This window comes from Streptomyces sp. NPDC037126 (genome assembly GCF_055605965.1).
On sequence record NZ_JBVJTD010000026.1, the window covers coordinates 10,612 to 32,293 of the forward strand.

A 21,682-nucleotide genomic window follows, 5' to 3' on the forward strand; every position below is an offset into this window, starting at 1 on the left:
CCTACCGGCAGGCTCTCGATATCGTTCGACACGTTCAAGAGGCTGGTGCCCAGGTTGAATTGACGAAGCAGGAGCACGCCCACGTGTGTAGCGGCCGGCATCAGTCCGTCGTCGTGCCGAGTGCTCCGATCCAGTCGCGTACCGCCGCGGCCGTCGTGTGCGCGTCTTCTTCGAGCATGCTCAGGTGGCTGCCGGGGACGTCCGCCGAGTCGTGGGCGCCCGGCCAGACCGACCGCCACCGCTCCGGCATGCCAGGCACCGGTTGTGTGGCCCGTACGAACAGGGTGGGCACGCCCGTCGGTTGTGGCTGCCAGGAACGGAACATCCGGGTGTACGCGCCCACCGACAGCATCGTCAGGTCGTCCACCGCGCCGTCGAACCGCTCGCCCATGGCCAGAGGCATCCGCGCGGGCAGCGACAGCAGCCAGGGTTCGGCCTCCCGGTCCGGTGTGATGTGGTACGTGTCCACCAGAACGAGTCCGGCCGGTGGATCGCCGTCGGCCGCCAGCCGTTCGGTGACCGCGTGTGCCGCCGTACCGCCCATGGAGTGACCCACGACGACGTACGGGCGGTCGCCGACGTGACGCCGGATCGTGGCCGCGTGCAGCCCGGCCAGCGTCGCCAGGTCACTCGCCACGGCGTCCCCGTCGTCGACGCCGGGGTGCCGCAGTTCGAAGACGTCCCGTTCGCCGTCGAAACAGGCGGCGAGCCCCTCGTGCCAGGACCGGCCCAGACCAGGTGCGAAGCCTGGAACGCAGACGAGCGCCGGACCGCCCGCGCCGGTCGCCGGGCGCAGCGGCGGCAGCTCGTGCCGGCCGGCGTCGTCGCTGCCGAAGGAGGGCGCGCCGAGGGACGCGGTCACCAGCAGGTGCATGGCCGAGACCACGTCGCCGGTCTCGCAGACCTTGCGGTAGAGGGCCGGCAGGGTGTGGACGGCGCGCCGGTCGGGCGAGGAGGACGGGCTCGGGAGCCGGGGGGAGGCCGGCCTTGCCGTGGTCGCTGTCGAAGAGGCGCTGAGCGGTGAGGAGGCCGACCCTTCGGCGGCCTGCTTTGCGGCGGGCACGTCCGTGTCCCGTCCGTCCGGCGCCCCTTCGGGCATGGAATCGCTCAACTCCGCGTACACATGTGCGGCGAGCTCCTCCACGCTCGGCCTGTCGTACACGACGGTGGCCGCCAGCGGCACCCCGGTCAGCAGGCTCAGCCGGTTGCGCAGCAGCACGCTCATCAGCGAGTCGAAGCCCAGTTCGGGAAAACCGCGGCCGACGGCGCTCGCGTCGGTGTGTCCGAGCACCGCGGCGACCTCGGCGCGGATCAAATCCTGAAGCGCCGTCACCCGTTCGGTGACGGGAAGGGCGGCCAGCCGGTCACGCCAGGCGCCTTCGGTGCCGTCCGGGGTGTCGTCCCCGGACGGACCGGACGAGGCGCTCGGCCGGGCCGGACGCAGCAGCCCGCGCAGCGGCGGGGGCAGGGGTGTTCCGGCGGCCAGTGCTCCGGGCGTGCGGTCCAGGGGCAGCGGCGCCAGCACCGGCTCGGTGCCGGCCAACGCGGCGTCGAAGAGCGCCAGGGCCTGTTCAGGCGAGACCGGGCGCACCGCGCCCCCGTGGATCCGGCCCGTACGGGCCGCCATGCCGTCCGTGTCGGCCCACGGCCCCCAGAGCAGCGACAGGGCGGGCAGGCCGAGCGCGGCGCGGTGCCCGGCGAGCGCGTCCAGGAAGGAGTTCGCCGCGGCGTAGTTGGCCTGGCCGGGGTTGCCCAGCAGACCGGCGGCCGAGGAGAACAGGACGAAGTGTGTCAGGGGCAGGTCCTTCGTCAGCTCGTGGAGATGCCAGGCTGCGTCGGCCTTCGGCCTCAGAACGGTGGCCATGCGTTCGGGGGTCAGCGACTCCAGTACGCCGTCGTCCAGGACTCCGGCCGTGTGCACCACGGCGGTGAGATCTGGACCGAACTTCGCCACCAGTGCTTCGAGTTGGGATCGGTCCGCGACGTCGCACGCCACCAGGTCCGCCTGTGCGCCCGCCCGCTCCAGTTCGGTCCGCAGGGCCCGGGCACCGGGTGCCTGCGGCCCGCGCCTGCTGACCAGCAGCAGACGCCGCACCCCGTGCCGGTCGACCAGGTGCCGGGCGAGCAGCGCGCCCAGGGACCCGGTGCCACCGGTGACCAGGACGGTGCCTCCGCCGAAGGAAGCCCCGGCCGTGGCCGGGTTCCCTGCACGGTCGGCCGCCGTCAGCCGTGGGACGCCGAAACGGCCTTCCCTGATGGCCAGTTGCGGCTCGCCCGTGGCCACGGCAGCAGGCACGAGCCGCAGGGATTCGGGCGTGCCGTCCACGTCCACGAGCGTGAGGCGCCCGGGATACTCCGCCTGTGCGGCCCGCAGCAGCCCCCAGGCCGTGGCCGCGGGCAGCTCCGGCGCCTCGGCGGCGGCGGCCCCGCGTGTCACCACGACCAGCCGTCCGGAACCGGCGAGTCGTGTCCGCGCCAGCTGCAGGGCCCGCAGCGCGAGCGCGTGCGAGGCGGCGGCGGGGTCGGCGCCCGTCGTGGTGACCGAGAGGGAGGCCACGACGGCTTCCGGTTCGCCCTCTGCCCGGGCCACGGCCCCCGCGTCCGCCACGCCCCGCGATGAGAGCACAGCGGCCAGGCCCAGGTCGTCCGGGTCCGCGACCGACAGATGGCTTGCCTGCGCCGGGACCGCCAGGTCCGTCCAGCGCAGCCGGTACAGGTCCCTGACCGGCGCGGCTGCCACCTGCGGGGCCGGGCGCGTGGTCAGCGACTCCAGAACGGCAACCGGCGCGCCGGAGGGGGTCGTGAGGTCCATGCCGACCGTGTCGGGGCCTGTCGTCCTGATCCGCGCCCGCAGCTGCGTGGCCCCGCTCGCGTACAACGTCATCCCCCGCCATGCGAACGGCATTCGGGCCTGGCCGGCGGGCGGATCGGCGAGCAGCCTGGCGTGCAGGGCCGCGTCGAGCAGCGCCGGATGGACGGCGTGGCACCGGGCCTCCGCGGCCGCCACCGGGCCGATCTCGGCGAACAGTTCCTCGCCGCGCCGCCACAGGGCCCTGACGCCCCGGAAGGCCGGCCCGTATGCGTGACCGGCGGCTGCCAGTTCCTCGTAGGTGCCGGTGATGTCCACGGGCGCGGCGTCCGACGGCGGCCATGTGCCCGGCGTGGGCGTCGCCCGGTCCGGGGTGTCGGTGGCGGGGCCGAGCCGCCCGGTCGCGTGGTGGGTCCAGGCGCCCAGCACGCCGGCGTCCTCGGGCCGGCTGTACACGTCGGCGGTGCGGCGACCGGTGCCGTTCGGTTCACCCACGACCACCTGGACCTGGATCCGGTCCTGGTCGGCTGCGGTCAACGGTAGCGGCGCCAGGTGGACGAGCTCTTCCAGTACGTCGAGGCCGCACGCTTCGCCCGCCTGCAGCACCAGGTCCGCGAACGCGGCGCCGGGCAGGAGGGTGTGTCCGGCGACGACGTGGTCACGCAGCCAGGGCTGGCCCGAGGTGGACAGCAGCCCACCGCACAGCAGGCGATCGGTGCCCGGCACGGTTGCCGCCTGGGTGAGCACCGGGTGGCCGGGAGCTGCGGCGGCGCCGGTGGTGGGACCGGGCAGCCAGTAGCGCTGCCGCTGGAAGGGGTATGTCGGCAGGGGGACGTGGCGGGCGCCGCTGTCCGCGTACACCCGTCGCCAGTCCACCGGAAGACCGTGGACGTGCAGCCGGCCCAGCGCGGCGAACAGCGTCTGCGCCTCGGTTCCGGTGGCGGCGCGCCGGGCGACGGCCGTGCACAGGGGGCCACCGCCCGAGTCGGCGAGGTTCGTCAGCGTCTGGGCAGTGAGCTGTGCGTCCGGGCCGATCTCGGCGAAAGCCGTCACCCGGCCCTGGTCCGCCAGCCACCGCACGCTGTCCCCGAAGCGCACGGCTTCCCGAGCGTGCCGTACCCAGTAGTGGGCGGAGCACAGTTCGTCGGTGGTCGCGGGTCGTCCGGTCAGGCCGGAGAGCACCGGGACACGAGGTGTGTGATACGTCAACTGGCCCGCGACACGCCCGAATTCGGCGAGCATCGGTTCCATCAGCGCCGAGTGGAAGGCGTGGCTGACCCGCAGTCGGGTGGTACGGCGCCCGCAGGCGGCGAACCCGGCCGCGAGCGTGAGGGCCGGCTCCTCGAAGCCGGAGACGACGACCGCGCGCGGTCCGTTCACGGCCGCGATCGCGACCCCGTCGGCCAGGCGCCCCGCCACCTCCGCCTCGGTGGCCTCCAGCGCCACCATCGCCCCGCCCTCGGGCAACTCCCGCATCAGCCGTCCCCGGGCGGCGACCAGACGCACGGCGTCCTCTTCGGAGAGGATCCCTGCGGCATGGGCCGCGGCCAGTTCGCCCACGGAGTGTCCGGACAGGAAGTCCGGTCGCACGCCCCAGGACTCCAGCAACCGGAACATGGCCACTTCGTAGACGAACAGAGCGGCCTGGGCGAAGTCCGTACGATCCAGCAGCCGGCCCGCGTCCGGTTCCCAGAGGACCGGGCGCAGCGGACGCTCCAGTTGGGCGTCGAAGCGCTCGCACACGGCGTCGAAGGCGGCGGCGAAGACCGGAAAGGCCTCGTACAACTCGCGTCCCATGCCTGTGTGTTGGGCGCCCTGGCCGGTGAACAGCACGGCGAGCCGGCCGGTGGGGGCCGTGGCGTGGGGTTCGGCCGACTCGGCCAGGGTGTCCAGGGCGCTCAGCAGGCTCGCGCGGTCGTCGGCGGCGAGCGCGGCCCGGTGGGCGAGCGTGGCCCGGGCGGTGGCGTGGGTGAACGCCACGTGCAGCGGGTCGAGTTCCGGGCGCTCACGCAGGGCGGCCGCGGTCCGTGCGGCCTGGGCCCGCAGGGCGGCCGGACTCGCGCCGGAGAGCAGCAGCGGGGGTGTGGCGGTCCGGCCACGGGTCGTCGGGAGGTCGGCGCGCGCCGTTCCCGGCTCCTCCAGGATCACGTGCGCGTTGGTGCCGCCGATCCCGAACGCCGACACGGCGGCCCGGCGGGGACGCCCGTCCGGTGGCCGCCACTCCTCCGGCCCGGTCAGCAGGCGTACGGTGCCCGACGACCAGTCCACGCGGGGCGACGGCTCGTCTGCGTGCAGGGTGCGCGGGAGGATGCCGTGCCGCATCGCCAGGACCGTCTTGATGACGCCGCCGACTCCGGCCGCGGCCTGGGTGTGGCCAAGGTTGGACTTCAACGAGCCCAACCACAGCGGGTGTTCGGCGGTCCGGTCCGCACCGTATGCGGCCAGCAGCGCCTGCGCCTCGATCGGGTCGCCCAGCGCGGTTCCGGTGCCGTGCGCCTCGACGGCGTCGACATCGGCCGGCGACAGCCCCGCGTCGGCGAGTGCCGCTCGGATCACCCGTTGCTGCGCCGGGCCGTTGGGCGCGGTCAGACCGTTGGAGGCGCCGTCGGAGTTGACGGCCGAGCCGCGCAGCACGGCCAGCACGGGATGTCCGTGGCGTCGTGCGTCGGACAGCCGTTCCAACAGCACCAGGCCGACGCCCTCGCCCCAGGCGGTGCCGTCCGCAGCCGCGGAGAACGCCTTGCACCGGCCGTCCGGGGCTAGCCCGCGCAGCCGGCTGAACGCCAGGAACGGCGCGGGAGTGGCCATGACGGTCACCCCGCCGGCAAGGGCCAGCGAACACTCGCCGTTGCGCAGGGCCCGCGCGGCCGAATGGATCGCCACCAAGGACGACGAGCATGCTGTGTCCACGGTCACGGCCGGTCCGCGCAGACCCAGGGTGTACGCGATGCGGCCGGAGGCCACGCTGCCCGCCGATCCGAGGGCGAGGCGGGCCTCCAGTTCGTGTCCCGCCTGGTGCAGCAGACGGCCCGCGTAGTCGCTGTGCATGACACCGACGAACACGCCGGTGTCGCTGTCGCGCAGCCCCGACGGGTCCATGTCCGCCCGCTCCACGAGCTCCCAGCCGGTCTCCAGCAGCAGCCGCTGCTGCGGATCGGTGGCCAGTGCCTCACGGGGCGACATGCCGAAGAACGCGGCGTCGAATTCGGCGGCCCGGTGCAGGAAGCCGCCCCGGCGGGTGACCGAGGTGCCGGGACGGTCGGGATCGGGGTCGTACAGCGCGGCCTCGTCCCAGCCGCGGTCCGCGGGGAAGTCGGAGGTCGCGTCGATGCCGTCCGCGAGCAACCGCCACAGATCCTCCGGGGACTCCACGCCGCCCGGATATCTGCAGGCCATGGAGACGACGGCGATCGGCTCCCCGGACTCCGGGCCCGCTTCGGCGCTCGACGTGCCCCTGATCCGCGTCCGGTGTCCGCCGCGCAGCGAGTCGTGCACGAGCCGCGCGACGGCGGCGGGTGTGGGGTGGTCGAACACGAGCGTCGCGGGGAGATCGAGTCCTGCCGCGGTGCCCAGCCGGTCGCGCAGCAGCACTCCGCCGAGCGAGCTGAGCCCGAGGGCTGCGAACGGTTCGTCGGGATCGAGGTCCTGCACGGGCAGGCCGGCCGTCCGTGCCGTCTGCTCGAGCACCAGGTCGAGGACGGCGTCGGGCACCGCCGACAGCCGCGCGCGGAGCCCGGCCGAGGCGGTATGCCGGTCCGCCGCGAGTCGCTGCGCCAGCTGTTCCGCGAGCACCGCCCGGATGATCTTTCCGGAAGGGGTGCGGGGTAGGGACCCGGTCTCGTAGATCTCGTCCGGCACCTTGAACCCGGACAGCCGCTCCCGGCAGATTTCGAGGGCCCGCGCAGTGTCGACGCCGTCGGGTCCGGGGACGACCAGGGCGACCGGCACCTCGCCCAGGACGTCGTGCGCCCTGCCGACCACGGCCGCGTCCGTGATGCCGGGGCAGACGAGCAACGCCTGCTCCACCTCGGACGGGTTGACGTTCTGACCGCCCCGGATGATCAGCTCCTTGACCCGGCCGGTCACGCGGAGCGAGCCGCGCGGCAGGCGCCGGCCGAGGTCCCCGGTGCGGTACCAGCCGTCGGTGAACACCTCGGCCGTGGCGTCGGGACGGTTGTGGTAGCCGCTCATCAGGCCGGGCCCGCGGACCCAGATCTCCCCCTCGTCCCCGTCGGCGACCTCGGCACCGGTGTGCGGGTCCGACAGCCGGACGGTGAGCCCCTCGATCGGAGGGCCGCTGGAGTCCTCCTCGCGGGGCCCGTCGAGCCGGTCGACGGCGATCTTGCCGCAGGTCTCCGTGGAGCCGTAGCCGTCGAGCAGCGGGGCGGCGAGGACGGCGCCGACCTCGGCCTTCAGCTCGGGAGGACAGGGTGCGCCCGCCGTGACGCACACCCGCAGGGAGGAGGGCACGGCACCCGGCGTACGCCGCAGCGAGTCCAGCAGCAGACGGTAGGTCGCGGGCACACCCGCCACCATGGTGAACGGCTCGACGTTGAGCGCCTCGGCAACGTTGCCGCCCCGCTCCAGCAGATACGCACTGGCACCGACCGAGACCACTCCGAGCAGGCACAGCGAGTGGGCGTAGCAGTGGAACATCGGCAGGGGCCACAGCAGCCGGTCCCGCTCCCCCAGCCCGTACGCCGGCACATAGGCCGCCGCCACCGACCAGAGGGCGGAACGCTGTGTGGAGACGACGCCCTTGCTCTCCCCGGTGGTTCCCGAGGTGTACAGGATCCAGGCGGGATCGTCGAGGCCGAGATCATCGCGCGGGGCAAGACCCGGATCCGTGCCGGCCAGATCCTCGAAGTCGAGCGCGTCGTGCGGCACACCGTCCTGGCCGACGACCACCACCAGGGTCCCGGCCCGGGCGGACGCCAGCGGAAGGACCAGCGGCAACAGCTCCCGCTCCGTGATGACGACCGTCGCGCCGCTGTCATCGAGGAAGTGTCCCAACTCCGCCTCGGAGGCACCGGTGTTGAGCATCACGCCGATGGCCGCGGCCCTGAGCACACCGAGGCATGCCTCCACCACCTCGACCCGATTGCCGAGATGGACGGCCACGCGGTCCCCGCGCCGCACCCCGAGCCGTGCGAGATGCCCGGCCAACCGCCCCGTACGCTGTTCCAGCGCCCGATAAGTGACCGCGCGACCCGCATCACGGTAGGCGATCTTGTCGCCCAGCCTGGCCGAGTGCCGCCGCAGGGTGCCGGGCAACGCACGCACCAACTCGGCCTGGAAATCAGGCATCCCCACCCCTTTGATCACACACCGGTCGCCTACGACAGTACGTCAGGCAACCGCAGGGGCTTCGGCCGGCGCCGTTACTGAGCGCCGGCGCGATCGGCTTCCCCCGGGAGGCCGGTCATGCGGGTATCCCGGGCTGTACGTAGTGGCCCAAGTAGTCGCGCTCTCGGGGCTCGATTCCGGACAGGTCATTGCCGTGCAGGGCACGCCAGAGGCGGTTCTCGATCCAGAACCGATAGCCGAACTCCTCGAACGAGGGTGCGCACCAGAGGATCGCGGCCCGCTGCTCTTCCCGATCGTCGAGATCGGTCTCCGTCTCCTCCCCATCGCGTCGTGCCTCGTACGCGTACTCGTAGTCGAGGTGGGAGTACACGACGGACACCGCACCCGAAGGGCGGAGGTAGAGGTACCACATGACGCAGTCCTGTTGATCTCGCAGGAACCGCACGAGGAAGGCACCGGGCTCGACCGGACTGGGCAGGGGCTCTGAGATGTCGGTCCAGCAGCCGGTCACCGAGACCTCGTCCAGTGAGTAGTGCAGTTCCGCGTCGGCCTGGAAGGTCACGAAGTCCTGAGGCAGTGTCAAGCCCTTGGCCGCGAGGTTCTCCGCCAGGCGATCGAGCGCCGTGACCTGTTCAGGGACAGGTTCGCCGGTACCACCGAGCCAGTGAAAGGCGCCTGTGAACTCGGTGGAGTCGAGGGGCGGCAGGCTCTCGTAGGGGTAGTACTCATACGTATGGCGACAGGGGCCGGTGTCGACCCAGGTCGGTGCCACACCAAGCAGAGTCGAAGCTGACCGCGGACAGGTCGGACCCTGATCGTTCTCCAGGCATCGGCCCCCCATTGATCACCGTGAGCGGAGTTGTTGGCGTCAGCATCGCACTGCCCACTGACACTCCCTACGGCGAGTGGGTCCCCCAGGCGGTGACTCACCGCCGGTGCGGCTGACGCTGGGCTCGGACGGCGGGATCGGCCGGTGGGACATGGCGACCGGAATCCATGAACCGGCGGCGACCACCACGCTCGCCCTGGACAACCAGGGGGACCACGAGGAGACGGTGCCGTTCTCGGTGGCGTTCGCGCGCAGCGGCGGGCGTGACGTCGTGGTTCATCGCACGGCCTGGAACCGGCTGGACGTGTCCGATGCGCGGACCGGGACACGGCTCACGGCCCGATCACATGCCACGCCTGCCGACGAAGGGGCAAGTCCGGAGCACTTTCTCGACTGTTTTCACGGTGCCCTCCACGTGAGCCCGGACGGCAGGCGGATCCTGGATGACGGCTGGCAGTGGCGTCCTGTCGGGTTCCCCATCGTGTGGGATCTCGCCCGGTGGCTGGGCGGCTCGGTGTGGGAGTCGGAGGACGGCCCGAGCCGGGTCGAGGTCTGTGGCCGGGAGTACTACTGGGACCGCCCCATGACGTGGATCGACTCGACGAGGGTCGCCGTCGAGGGCCTCGGCGACGACGAGGGGGTCATGCGTCCAGGCGCGCGGATCTTCGACACGACCCGGACCGCCCAAGGCGACCTGTGGCGCCTGTCGACTGCCGTTGAACTCATCGCGTTCGAGGGCCCGTCGGGATGTTTCCTCAGCGACGGCACCCTCCTGTGCAGCGGCGGGGACGCCGAGGGCACCGGGGACGTCGGCACCACGAGCCCGTCCGCGTGGGATCCCTCCAGGGGAAAACTCGTGGGCGTGGTTCCGGACTTCTTCCCCGCGCATCACCACCCGGGCGCCGGGCAGTTCGTGGAGATCGCCGGCGACGCGGTCCGGGTGTGGACGGCGTGAGCGGGCACCGCGACTCGTCGACGGCGAAAGCGCCGACGGCTCCGGTGCCCGTGCTGCTCTCGTCTGCCTGGCTCCTCAGTGGCGCTGCATCACCACGAGCAGCACCACCAGGGCGATCAGCAGCGCGCCGCCCACCGATGCCAGGGTGATCTTCAGCGCGCTGTACGGCCGCTCGCCGATGACCTCGCCGGTGCGGGCGTTGACCATCACCGGCCACGCCTTGCCGGCGTGGAGGTAGGTCAGGAACCAGACGGGCAGCAGCACCAACTTGTAGGTGAGGTCGCTGTAGGAGGTGGACAGCGAGTGCACCCGCTGCTCGTCGCCGCCGATGTCCCGCTGGCAGTCGGCGCGGATCACGGGTGCCATCCGCGCCTTCGCCGACTCCAGGCCGGCCTCCGGCTCGACGTCGTACCGGACGGTACGGAAGCCCGCCAGGTACTCCTCCTGGTAGGGAACCGTCTCCTCCAACGGCCAGGGAGTCAGCTTGTCCAGTTCCTCCACCGGCACCTGGCTGCTGCCGGGCACCAGGACGTCGTCGAAGAACCGGTCGACCGTCCCGGAGGCGTGGTACCAACGGGTGTGCTGCACCCGCCGGGTGTTGCCCTCGGAGTCCGTCTCCTCCACCCAGTAGTGCTCGCCGCGTTCGCCGGTGTAGTCGGTGGTGGTCTGCGCGTCGTACGTCCAGTGCGGCAGGTAGCTGCCCCGGAAGGTCTCCGCCTCGGTGACCTTCTTCAGTTCGTTGGGCGCGAACCAGCGGGACTTGGTCCACTTCGCCAGCGCGTCACGGGCCTGCTCGCGGCCCACCCCGAAGGACAGCACCGCCTCGGGTACCACGCGCTCGGTGCCGGAGGCGTCCGAGACCAACGGGGTTGCGCAGAACTGGCACTTCTCGCTGAGCGTGTCACTCTCGGTGACCGCGTGGCAGCCGGGGCAGGTGTACACCTTCACCCGGTCCGGCGCGGACGCCCGGCGGGGCAGCGAGGCCAGCTCCTCGATCGGGTGCTCGGTCACCTGCCGCGGTACCGGCGTGATGCCCTGCTCGTGTTTGCAGTACGGGCAGCGCAGCGCGTACGTCCCAGGCGCGTACTCGCTGACCCCGCCGCACGCCTCGCACTGGAACGCCCGGTCGGGCGCCGACGCGACGTCCTGATCCGTCAACTCACTTCTCCTTGTGACCTGTTGCCGGAAGGCTCCGGATGGCGGACATCAGCCCTGCGGGGGCAGCGGCGGCGGGACGTCGGCGAGCAGCCGCGCCAGCTCCGGAACCTGGTCCGCGGGCAGCCACGCGGCCTGCCCGCTGCGCCAGACCAGCGTGGTACGGCCCAGATTGCCGGCCGCCACCTGTCCGGCCAGCGCGCTCTCGTCGTACGGGCCCTGCTGCTGTCCGCCGACGGCGATGAACCAGCGCGGCGCGGTGGGCAGCGGCGGCGGAACGTCCGCGGCTGCGGGAGCCGGCTGCGCCGGGGCCTGCGCCGCCGGGGCCGCGCCGGACGTGCTCTGCACGATGCGCTGGCCCAGCGCCATGCCCACGCCCAGTCCGAGCGCCTCCCCGCCGGTGCCCGTGTTGGCGGCGGCGATCGGGATGGCGTCGGCGGCCTGGAGCTTGGCGTAGTCGTCCAGGTTGCCGGTGATCGCCATCCGGGAGCGGGTGTCGATCGCCGCCTCGACCTCCGGCGGGACGCTGATGTTCTCGATGTAGAAGCGGGGGATGGCGATGCCGGTGGAGGCGAGCTCCAGCGTCAGTGCCTTCGCCAGCTGCTGCCCGATGCCGTCCTGCTGGGCGGCGAGGTCCAGCAGGGGGACGCCCGAGGAGCCCAGCGCGGAGCCCAGCTTGGAGACGATCAGCTGCCGCAGATGCTCGGCGACCTCCTCGGTGCGGAACTGCGGGTCGGTGCCGACCAGTTCACGCAGCAGCGCGGCCGCGTCCACCACCTTGGCGGCGAAGGTGCCGAAGCCGCGGACGCGGACCATGCCGAAGTCGGCGTCCCGCAGGATCACCGGGTTCTGGGTGCCCCACTTGAAGTCCGTGAACTGCCGGGTCGTGACGAAGTAGACCTCGGCCTTGAACGGCGACTCGAAGCCGTACTTCCAGCCCTTCAGCGTCGACAGGATCGGCATGTTCTGCGTCGAGAGGGTGTACGTGCCCGGCTGGTAGACGTCGGCCAGCCGGCCCTCGTTGACGAAGACCGCCACCTGTGACTCGCGCACCACGAGCTGGGCGCCCATCTTGATCTCGTTCTCGTAGCGCGGAAAGCGCCACACGATGGTGTCCCGGCCGTCGTCGGTCCACTCGATGATGTCGATGAACTCACCGCGGATGCGGTCCATCAGCCCCACGACAATCCCCCCACTTCCCGCGCTTCCGGAGAGCGCCGCTCCCCGGCCGGTTCCGGGACGGTGACTGCGTGGCGCTCAAGCGATCGGTCGACAGTATGCCCATCGCGGTCCGCGCGGCTACGGGCGGGGGCGGTTCCCCAGCTCGCCGGGTCCTGCAGCCCAGGATCCCCACTCTCCGTGAAGTACGCCGACGGCGACAGTCAGCGGACTCGCGGCTCGGCCATCGGTACCACCTGGTCGGACTCGGCGTCGCACCCGAGCACCGGACGGCTCCGCTCCCAGCCGCCCCCGGGCGTCATCACCACCGGCTTGCCCACCCGACGGCTTTCAGGAGACACGGCCAATTCAGTCGTCGGCCGCGACGAGGAGCGTGATCCGTCCGGCCGAGCGGTCGATGAGCACGAATTCGTGAAAGCACTCGTGCACACGTCCCCAGTCATGGATGGCCTCGTCCCCGAGCCCGTTCAGGTAGTAGATGTGGTCGGCCGCGGACAGGCGGTCGAACACGTCCTGCCGCAGATCCGCCTCCAACTCGGCAGGCACGTTCCCGAACTGGTTCGCCCACCCCCACAGGACGTGCGCGCTCTTCTCCCGGCTGACGGTTTCGTAGACGTCGGGAGTGACCAGCTTCAGCCAGTACGGCCCGTGCCTGGGCCCCTCCCGCAGGACTCCGCCTCCCGCATAGTCGTCCCGGAACTGTTCGTGCCCGATGAGCGCCGCGAGCAGCTCCCGAGCCCCGACGGCCTCCGCGGGGATCCGCAGATGCTTGATGTCGACCCACCTGTAACCATGCGCCCCCGAGTCCTGGAACTTGTAGTCCCGGAAATTGATGAAGACGCCGGCCTCGTGGGTGAACAGGTTCTCCATGGGCCGCAGCTTAGGAGCCGAGCAAGGTCCGTCCTGAACCCGCTCGGTGGGGGCTTCCGGGGACAGCAGCGCCGCCACATCACCTGTCCAACTGGAGCGCGGTGCACAACTCACGGACGGAGACCGTCTGGAATCCGGCGGACTGATCCACCGTGAGCGGCGCGCCGACGACGAACCCTCCGTCGCCATCAGCCTCACCCAGGCCGGTGCGGATCTCCGTGAGAGGGCCCGTAGCGTCCCCCTGGCCGTCGGCGAGGCCGTGGGTACGACCCCGGAACAGGACGCCGCCGCCGAACACCTGCTGCGCCTGCTCATCGCGAACGTCACCCGCAACCGACCCCGCTGGGCGAGCCGGCGCCGACTGATCAGCGCAACCGTACCTACCCCAGGGGGAAGGAGGCCCGCTGCCGCCACCGTCTCCCGTCGTGGACCAGCAAGTCGACCGACGAGATCTGCGCGACGATGGGAAGAACAGCCAGCAAGTCGGCTTCGATTTTGCCCACGTCAGCCTCATTCTGGCCCTGGGCGACGGTCAGATGCGGCACGACGTCGTCGAACTGCCCGCCGAACGGCGGGTTCTCCGGCCACCGCTCCACGATCGCCTCCGTGAGGCGCCTGAAGTGAGTGTCCGGCTCGGGAGCCAGATACAGCACTCCGGGGAACCGGCCGCAGTGGTCGAACCGGGCCTCGAAGCACTGGTGCCGGCCCAGCACCTCGCCCAGCTCGGCGCGGACACCCCGGTCGATCCGGCTCGCGTCGAGAAACGGGAAGAGCACGGTGACATGGGCCGGAACACCGGCACGGGCCGAGGGATCAAGCCGCTCACGCCACGCCCGCACAGCAGGCTCCGCCTCCGGGACCCTCACGATCAGCCCCGACTGCCTCTCCTGGAACCCATGCGCGTCGTCATCCGCCATCGCATCTGTCTACCAGCGGGCCCGACCCGCGGCGACCCGAATATCACCGCCGTGCCGCCCCACACCGGCTGCGTGAGAAGGGTGTGCGGATGTGGTCGCGAGGGCGTTGTCAGTGGTGGCAGGCAGTATGGCGGACATGACGATGCCCATTGCGCAGATCATGGATGCCGCCGCCTACGCGCGGGCGGTCGAGGAAGCGGTGGAGGCTGCGGCCGCCTACTACGCGGGCGGCAGCTCGCCCCTGGATGACGACGCCTACGACAGGCTCGTGCGGAGCATCGCCGCGTGGGAGGCCGATCATCCCGATCAGGTGCTGTCCGACTCGCCGACCGGGAAGGTCGCCGGTGGCGCAGCCGAGGGCGACGTGCCGCACACGGTGGCGATGCTGAGCCTGGACAACGTGTTCTCGCCGGAGCAGTTCGTCGCCTGGGCGGCCTCGCTGTCCAGACGGATCGGCCGTGAGGCGGAACGCTTCAGTGTCGAACCGAAGCTCGACGGGCTGGCCGTCGCCGCCCGCTACACCCACGGGCGGCTGGCCCGGCTGATCACCCGTGGCGACGGGACGGCGGGCGAGGACGTGTCGCACGCGATAGGCACCATCGTAGGTCTGCCGCAAGAGCTGGCCGAGCCGGTCACGGTGGAAGTCCGCGGCGAAGTACTCATGACCACCGCACAGTTCGAGCACGCCAACGAGGCGCGCGTCGCACACGGCGGGCAGCCGTTCGCGAACGCGCGCAACGCCGCGGCGGGCACGCTGCGTGCCAAGGACCGTGCCTACAAAGTGGAGATGACTTTCTTCGGCTACGGCCTGCTGCCGCTGCCCGACACCGACGGTGTCCTGGCCGCACGGCTCACGGCCCTCGCGCACGGTGAGCTGATGGCACTGGCTGTTGAGCTGGGCGTGAACACGACCGCCACCACCCTGGTGCCCGGCGTCACGGCCGCCACCACCGACGAGGCGCTCGCCCGTATCAAGGAGATCGCCGCGCTGCGTGCCGAGCTGCCGTTCGGTATCGACGGCGTCGTCGTCAAGGCCGATCTCGCCGCCGATCAGCAGGCCGCGGGATCCGGCTCCCGGGCCCCGCGGTGGGCGATCGCCTACAAGCTGCCCGCCGTCGAGAAGATCACCCGGCTTCTCGAGGTGGAGTGGAACGTGGGCCGCACCGGCATCATCGCCCCGCGCGGCGTCCTGGAACCGGTCGAGATAGACGGCTCCACCATCAGCTATGCCACGCTGCACAACCCGGCCGACATCACCCGCCGTGATCTGCGCCTGGGCGACCACGTCATGGTCCATCGCGCCGGCGACGTCATCCCCCGCATCGAAGCCCCGGTCGCGCACCTGCGCACCGGAGCCGAGCAGCCGATCGTGTTCCCCGAGGTGTGCCCGCGATGCGGCTCCGGCATCGACACCAGCCAGGAACGCTGGCGCTGCGAGCAGGGCCGTAACTGCCATCTGGTCGCCTCCCTGTCCTACGCGGCGGGCCGCGACCAGCTCGACATCGAGGGCCTGGGCGCCACCCGCGTCGTGCAACTCGTCGAGGCCGGCCTGGTCAGCGACCTCGCCGACCTGTTCACCCTCACCCGCGTCCAGCTCCTCGCGCTGGAGCGGATGGGCGAAACCAGCACGGACAACCTGCTCGCCGCCCTGGCCGCGGCCAGGGCGCAGCCGCTGTCACGGGTGCTGTGCGCACTCGGCGTCCGCGGCACGGGCCGCTCCATGTCCCGGCGTATCGCACGGCACTTCGCCACCATGGACGCCATACGGGCCGCCGACGCCGAAGCACTCCAGCAGGTCGAAGGCATCGGCCCCGAGAAGGCGCCGTCCATCGTCGCCGAGCTCGCCGAGCTCGGCCCGCTGATCGACAAACTCGCCGCGGCCGGAGTGAACGTGACCGAACCCGGCGCCACTCCCCCGTCGGCGGCCTCCGCAGACGCGGGCGCCAGCGGTGCCGTGATAGCCGCCCCGGGCACCGGCCCGCTCGCCGGGATGACGGTCGTGGTCACCGGCGCCATGAGCGGGCCGTTGGAGAAGCTCAGCCGCAACCAGATGAACGAGCTCATCGAGCGGGCCGGGGGCCGCTCCTCCTCCAGCGTGTCCAAGAAGACCACCCTCGTCGTCGCCGGGGACAACGCCGGGTCCAAGCGCGCCAAAGCGGAGGACCTCGGCATCCGCCTCGCCACCCCTGACGAGTTCGCCGCACTCGTCGCCGATCACCTCGACTGACACCGCCGCGCGGCCGACACGAGGCAGGCTGCGGGGCGAGGACGCCCGGACGGTCATGCTCTCAGGCGTGTTTCTCCGGACCGCTGAACGGGCGCTCGTCACCCTCGACCTCCAGCCGGGGAGTGGTGGCGGATCGGCCCAGGGGAAGGAGGTACTGGACCGGTTCGGCGAGGTCGTCGAGGCCGAGAAGCTCGTGGGTCAGGTCGTCGTGCAGGCCGCCGAGCGGAAGGGTCGCCAGGCCGAACGCCGCCGAGGTGAGCAGCAGCGTCTGTGCGAGGTGACCCGCCTCCAACAGGCCCAGGCGTAGCGCCCGGAGCCCGTAGCGGCGGCGCAGCAGGCCGAGGTCGAGATGGACCGCGAGCACCGCCGGGGCCTCGTCTATGCCCACCGCGTCCGGGTCGTCCGCGGGGCGGGAGAGGTAGGAGGACAACGTCTTGAGGTCGGCGACGGTCGGCGCCGGGCCCATCGGGAGCAGCGCGCGGCGCTCCGGCACACAGTGGTACGTTCCCGCGGTCAGCCCCGCGACGTCCAGCGCCAGCAGACGTACGCGCACGCTGTACAGGGCACCGGCGCTGGGGTACGGGCGGTGGCGGAGGGTGTGCACGGAGCCGTTGTCGAGGTTCCGGTGCGTCGTGTGGCTCTCGGCGTAGGCGGACCACAGCACCCCGCCCAGGGTCTCCGCGTCAAGCGGCCCGTGCAGCGCCCCGCGCACGGAGGTGCGCTGGCGCAGCGCCTCGCCGAGCGGCACGTCCGGCAAGGGCGCGGCGAGCAGCGGGAGTTCGGCCGCGAGCTGGGCCGGTGAAGGGGCCGGCCGCGGGGGCAGGTCGCGCAGGGTGGTGTCCTCGGGCCGTCCGACCTGGAACTTGCTGCGCTCCAGGTACTGGTAGTCCGCTGCGCGGTGCCCGGCGGGGAAGAACCCGGGTTCGTCCTCGGTCTCCAGCAGCGTGCGGGCGGCGAGGCGGCAGACGGCCCGCTCCTCGTCGGGGGTCACGCCGAGCCGGTTGAACAGCATGTGGAGCTGGGAGGCCCAGACCCAGGGCACACGGCGGGCGGCCTGCTCCGCAGGGATGCTGTCGCGCAACCGGGCGTTCGTGGCCCCGACCCTGTGCGCCCATTCGGTCAGCCAGGGCGCGGCGGTGCCTGAGTCGAGGGCGGCGCGCAGGGCCTGGGCGCGTCGGACGAGGCCGGGCCGCTGGCGGGCGAACACCGAGTTCACACGGGAATGGACGGCGGCCGCGGGCAGTGGTTCCACCTCGGTGGTCCAGCGCCAGGAGGCGGCGTGCCGGCGCAGCCAGCCCGCCGCCTGGAGTGCGTCGAGGCCGAGCGCGTGGGCGGTGGCGTGGGCGAGGTCGAGGGCGAGTGGGAGCCGGGCGGAGTGGTCCGGGTACGCGCGCAGGGCCTCGACGGCCGTCCGGGTGGAGTGGGCGAACACGTCCTCGGCGAGGGGCAGCGCGGCAGGGCCGCCGTACCGCTCGGTCTCGGGTGCGTACGGCACCTGGCGCACCTCGCCGTGCCGGGACGGCCAGGGGCCGGTGAACACTGCGGGGCGGGCGGCCGCCAACTGCGCCAATTCGGTGGAGAGTTCGGCCATCGCTCCGGTGGGCAGCGGGCCCCGGAAGCGGATCCGCAGGTGGGGGCCGCCCTCGCCGTAGCGGATGAAAAACCAGGCGGCCCGCGGGTCGGCGGTCAGGCCGTCCATCAGCGGGGCGAGGTCGTCGGTGACGAATGCGTCCGTCTCGGCGCCGTCGCAGTGGAGGGCGAGGTGCAGGCTGTGCCAGGGGTGCGCGGGTTCCTCGGGCGCGGCCGGATTGGGGCGTGGGCGGGCGGTCGTCATCGCGTCCTCACGGGAAGGGGTGGGGGTCGAGGGGCAGTTCGTCGCGGCGCGGCGGCCGTGCGGTACGGCCCAGTCGGTGGGGCACGCGCAGCAGCCGGTCCAGTCCCACGGTGCGGCGGTTGACGTGCCCGAAGGTCATCGGAAGCGTGCCGGGGACGATCACCTTGGCGCAGTGCAGCCCCAGCCGGTCACGTACACCGGGCTCGTCCTGTGTGACGGCGATGACTTCAAGGCCCTCGGCGGCCAGCCGCCGAACGGTCCGCTCCAGCAGCAGGGTCAGGTCGGTCACCGGTTCGGGCGTCCCCGGCCATCGCGCGTACCACGGTTCCTCGGCCGGACCGGCGAACAGGAAGTCCATCCGGGGCTGCGCCTGCGGCAGCGTGTTGAGGCCGACGTGGTCGTCGAGGTCCAGCACCAGCTCGGGGCGGTCCAGCATCGGGCGCAGCCGCTCCGGGTCCCGGGGTCCGCCCGGGCCCGAACGGCGCGCGGCCTCCTGGACGTTGGTGACCACCTCGGCCACCGCCGAGCGGATCGCCACCAAGGGGTCGTGGTGGGCCCCGGCGGCCAGGAACGCGCGGGGCGCGTCGGGATGCGTGCCCTCGTAGCGGCAGAGTGAGACCACCGCGGGGATGCCAAGGTCGTTGGTGGCGTCCAGCAGGGTCAGGCGGTAGCGCAGCAGCGTGGCGCGGTCGGACAGGGCGGTGATCTCCGGGTCGTCGAGGGGGACGGTGACCCGGGGCAGCGGAGTGCGCGCGTACCAGGCCATCAGGAAGGCGTCTCGTTCGGCGACCTCGAACAGCCCGTACAGCGCGGCCTCTTGGGGGCTGTTGCCCAGTCCGCAGCCGTTCGACGACTCGTACACCACCCGCGGCCGGTCCGGTCCGGGTACGTCCCAGTACGCCACGTGCTCGGGGACCGCCAGGACGCGGCGCTCGGTGAGCGACCAGCCGTACACCCAGTCGAGTGCGAGGTCCGGGGAGTACGGGACGGTCCGGCGGGCGCGGTGGCCTTCGAACTCGGGGTCCGGCAGGCCGAGCCGGACGGGGTCGAGCACGGCGTGGTCTCCGACGGTGACGAGGTCGGCGTACGAGGCGCGGAGCACGGTGCGGCGGCCGGTGGGCCGCATCCCGGCGAGTCGCTCCACGCTCTCGAAGAGGGCGACCCGTTCGCTGGACCGGAAGTCGCCGGACCTGCCGTAGCCACCGTCGTCGAGCGAACGGCCGTCCGTCACCCAGGCCGTGGTCAGCGCGAACGCGGAGTCCTCGGTCCTGAAGAGCCGGCGCACCGGCCCGAACCGCTCGTCGTGCAGCTCCACCCGCAGCCGGGCGGGCGTGGTGAGGGCGTTGGGTCCGCGCAGCACCGCGGGGTCGGGCACCGGCCTGGGTTCGGTCGGCGACACGGCGTCGGCGGGCGAGTCGTCCGGCAGCGGCCGACACACCGGGCAGCCGCCGATCGGCCGGATGCGGTGGGTGGACCAGGTGTGGCGGTCGCCGTGCAGGATGTGGACGACGGCCCGGTCGTCGGCCTCGGCCGGGCCGGTGCCCGATGCGGACGGCGTGTGGCGGTCGGCGGTGGGCGGCTCCGGTGGGAGCGGGCCGGACGTCAGCAGGTCCACCGCGAGCCGGAGCGCCGCCTCGGACAGCGTCGGGGTCCCCGTGCCGCCGAGCGTCAGCCGCGGGCTCTGCCATGGCACGCGGCCGCCCGCGGTGGCCAGCCGCTGGTGCTCCGCGCAGCCGAGGCAGGCGTGCGCCCCAGGGTGGAGTACGGGCCCGATCACGGTCAGCGCCCCGTCCTCGCGCACCGGTACGAACCGCACCGGGTGGCCCAGGGCGTGCCGGCTGAGCCGTTCGGCCAGTCCGAGGTCCCAGGTGGTCAGCCGCACGACGGCGGTGCCCTCGGTGGTCGCGAGCGCCGTCGCGGGATCGAGTACGGGGATGGGGACGGGAGTGGCGACGGCGTACGGGTCGGCGGTGCTCATCGGGTGCCTCCCGGACCGGTCAGGATCGTGAATCCGGATGCGCGCAGGGCGTCGGCGAGGGGGTGGTGACCGGTCCCCGGCCAGAGTGCGGGTCGCAGACCGGTCACTCGGCGCAGGGCGGCGCGTAGGGCCGCTTCGCGGGCGGCGATCCCGGCCAGCCAGGCGTCGGTCCAGCCCTCGTCCGCCCAGCCGGCCGGTTCGACGCCGGCCACGGCGAGCGGAGCCACGGCGCCGTCGAGCGTCGTGTGCCGAGCCGGGTCCGGCACGTGCTCCGCAGCCATCGCGCGGGTGACCGCGTCGAGCGCGGCGAAGGCCACGGCGTCGGCTGCGGTGGCTTCGACGGCGCGGCTCACCGTGCCGGGGGCAGCGACGTTCGAGCTCGGCCGGACCTGGATGACGGCCAAGTAGGCCTTCTCTCGGACGAGTTGCCGCACCGAAAGGTCAACGGGCAGGCCCATGCGTTCGGTGAGCACGGTCCACCAGTGGCGGGCTTGAGGGTGCGTGCGCCATGCGTCGGCCCCGATGTCGTCGTCGCGGACGCGCGGGGCAGCCGGTTCCGCCGCCGACGCGGTGGAGGAGGCTTGCGGTCCGATGCGGTCGAGGACGGCGCGGCGCAGTGCCCGGCCGTGGGCGTGGTCGGGGCTCGTGCCGACGACCGGAGTCAACGAGTCTTCGGCCAGGGCGAGTTCAGCCGCCCTGCAGGCCGCCTCCAGCCGGGCCAGGTCCGCCCGTACGCCGCCGGCGACCAGCAGACCCGCTCGGGTCCGGCAGGATGCGAGCGACGCGGGAAGCTGCGGGAGGTCCCCGGGCAACGGCGTGTCGAGCACTCCGAGACGCGGATCGCCCAGCGCTGCTACCCGACGCAGGGCCTGCGCAAGGTCCGGTGGGGGCGAGGCGTCCGCGCCCCGGCGGGAGGCGCGAGGAGCGGCCGCCCACGGGTGGTACGCCGCCCCCGGCGGCTCGGCACGGGCGATCAGCACCGCCGGATGTCCGGCCGTCGCCGTGCTGGACGCGTCCTCGTGGGCGGCGGGGTCGGGCAGGCCGGCGACGGCAGCGAGCAGCCGCCCGGCCGCGGCACCGGCGAGCAGTGCGACAAGCGTGGAGGACGGCCCTGCGGCCGAGGCTCCCGTCCGCGTCGACGCCGAGTCACCCGAAGGCGCCGTGACGGGACCGTCCGCCGCCCACAGTGGTGTGTCGATGCGGGTGGCGATGGCGGCGGCGTCGGCGCGGGCGCGCTGCGGGGGCCCCGGCTCGGTGACGAAGCCGCCGTCCGCGTCGCAGGACACGGCCAGCGCCACGGGCCCGGACGAGGCGTCGGCCGTGACCACTGCCCGGCCGGCGGGCAGTCCGCCGTCGACGATTACTCGCGGACTCGCCCCCGCACGGCGCAGCGCCCGTACGAGGCTCATCGCGAGGGGGCTCCCGGGCTCCGGTGCGGCTACGACCGGGAGCGCGGCCCGTATCGCTTCGGCCGCGTCGGCGGGGTTGGCCGCCGACGCACCTATCCAGGGCGGGAGTTCGGCGCCGTCAGGGTGCTCCACGAGCAGGTCGTGCTCGCGCAGTCGGGCAGTGAGCGTGGCGAGCACGGCTTCCAACCGGGGGGCGGCCTCGTGGCGCGCGGC

11 protein-coding genes are annotated in these 21,682 nt (G+C 72.7%); 2 read left to right on the forward strand and 9 right to left on the reverse strand.

Features of this window, described 5'->3' with window-relative positions; all coding sequences use genetic code 11:
• Positions 1-100: 100 nt before the first annotated feature.
• Positions 101-8,116: an alpha/beta fold hydrolase gene (locus tag ACZ7FF_RS37445; RefSeq protein WP_470818239.1), complete on the reverse strand. Its 8,016-nt coding sequence runs from the start codon at positions 8,114-8,116 to the stop codon at positions 101-103.
• A 115-nt stretch (positions 8,117-8,231) separates the two neighbouring features.
• Positions 8,232-8,888, reverse strand: coding sequence for a hypothetical protein (locus tag ACZ7FF_RS37450; RefSeq protein ID WP_470818241.1), 657 nt, complete (start codon positions 8,886-8,888; stop codon positions 8,232-8,234).
• Positions 8,889-9,051: 163 nt separating this feature from the next.
• Here ACZ7FF_RS37450 and ACZ7FF_RS37455 point away from each other — a divergent pair, with 163 nt between their 5' ends.
• The gene (locus tag ACZ7FF_RS37455; protein ID WP_470818243.1) at positions 9,052-9,900 is read left to right on the forward strand and encodes a hypothetical protein; all 849 of its coding nucleotides are present in this window, start codon (positions 9,052-9,054) and stop codon (positions 9,898-9,900) included.
• Positions 9,901-9,975: 75 nt separating this feature from the next.
• On the opposite strand, the gene ACZ7FF_RS37460 is transcribed toward ACZ7FF_RS37455, so the two are convergent.
• The 4 genes from ACZ7FF_RS37460 to ACZ7FF_RS37475 form a co-directional block, all read right to left on the reverse strand.
• Complete coding sequence (locus tag ACZ7FF_RS37460) at positions 9,976-11,058, reverse strand: TFIIB-type zinc ribbon-containing protein (RefSeq protein WP_470818244.1); 1,083 nt, start codon at positions 11,056-11,058, stop codon at positions 9,976-9,978.
• Positions 11,059-11,106: 48 nt separating this feature from the next.
• On the reverse strand, positions 11,107-12,228 hold the full coding sequence (locus tag ACZ7FF_RS37465) for an SPFH domain-containing protein (RefSeq protein ID WP_470818246.1): 1,122 nt from the start codon (positions 12,226-12,228) through the stop codon (positions 11,107-11,109).
• Between the two features lie 354 nt (positions 12,229-12,582).
• Entirely contained in the window at positions 12,583-13,104 is a 522-nt protein-coding gene (locus tag ACZ7FF_RS37470; RefSeq protein ID WP_470818248.1) for a hypothetical protein, read from the reverse strand.
• Between the two features lie 380 nt (positions 13,105-13,484).
• Entirely contained in the window at positions 13,485-14,021 is a 537-nt protein-coding gene (locus ACZ7FF_RS37475; protein ID WP_470818250.1) for a 2'-5' RNA ligase family protein, read from the reverse strand.
• A gap of 136 nt (positions 14,022-14,157) precedes the next feature.
• On the opposite strand from ACZ7FF_RS37475, the gene ligA reads away from it, so the two are divergent.
• Positions 14,158-16,248, forward strand: a complete 2,091-nt coding sequence (ligA, locus tag ACZ7FF_RS37480; RefSeq protein ID WP_470818251.1) for an NAD-dependent DNA ligase LigA — start codon at positions 14,158-14,160, stop codon at positions 16,246-16,248.
• A 61-nt stretch (positions 16,249-16,309) separates the two neighbouring features.
• Here the strand turns inward: ligA and ACZ7FF_RS37485 are convergent, their stop codons facing one another.
• Genes ACZ7FF_RS37485 through ACZ7FF_RS37495 form a run of 3 tightly spaced genes read right to left on the reverse strand, consistent with a single transcriptional unit; the run spans position 16,310 to position 21,646 of the window.
• Positions 16,310-18,082 (reverse strand): thiopeptide-type bacteriocin biosynthesis protein, encoded by a 1,773-nt coding sequence (locus tag ACZ7FF_RS37485; RefSeq protein ID WP_470818253.1) that lies wholly within the window; start codon positions 18,080-18,082, stop codon positions 16,310-16,312.
• A gap of 7 nt (positions 18,083-18,089) precedes the next feature.
• Positions 18,090-20,060, reverse strand: coding sequence for a TOMM precursor leader peptide-binding protein (locus ACZ7FF_RS37490; protein WP_470818254.1), 1,971 nt, complete (start codon positions 20,058-20,060; stop codon positions 18,090-18,092).
• Complete coding sequence (locus ACZ7FF_RS37495) at positions 20,057-21,646, reverse strand: hypothetical protein (protein ID WP_470818255.1); 1,590 nt, start codon at positions 21,644-21,646, stop codon at positions 20,057-20,059. The genes ACZ7FF_RS37490 and ACZ7FF_RS37495 overlap by 4 nt, the downstream gene beginning before the upstream one ends.
• Positions 21,647-21,682: the final 36 nt, after the last annotated feature.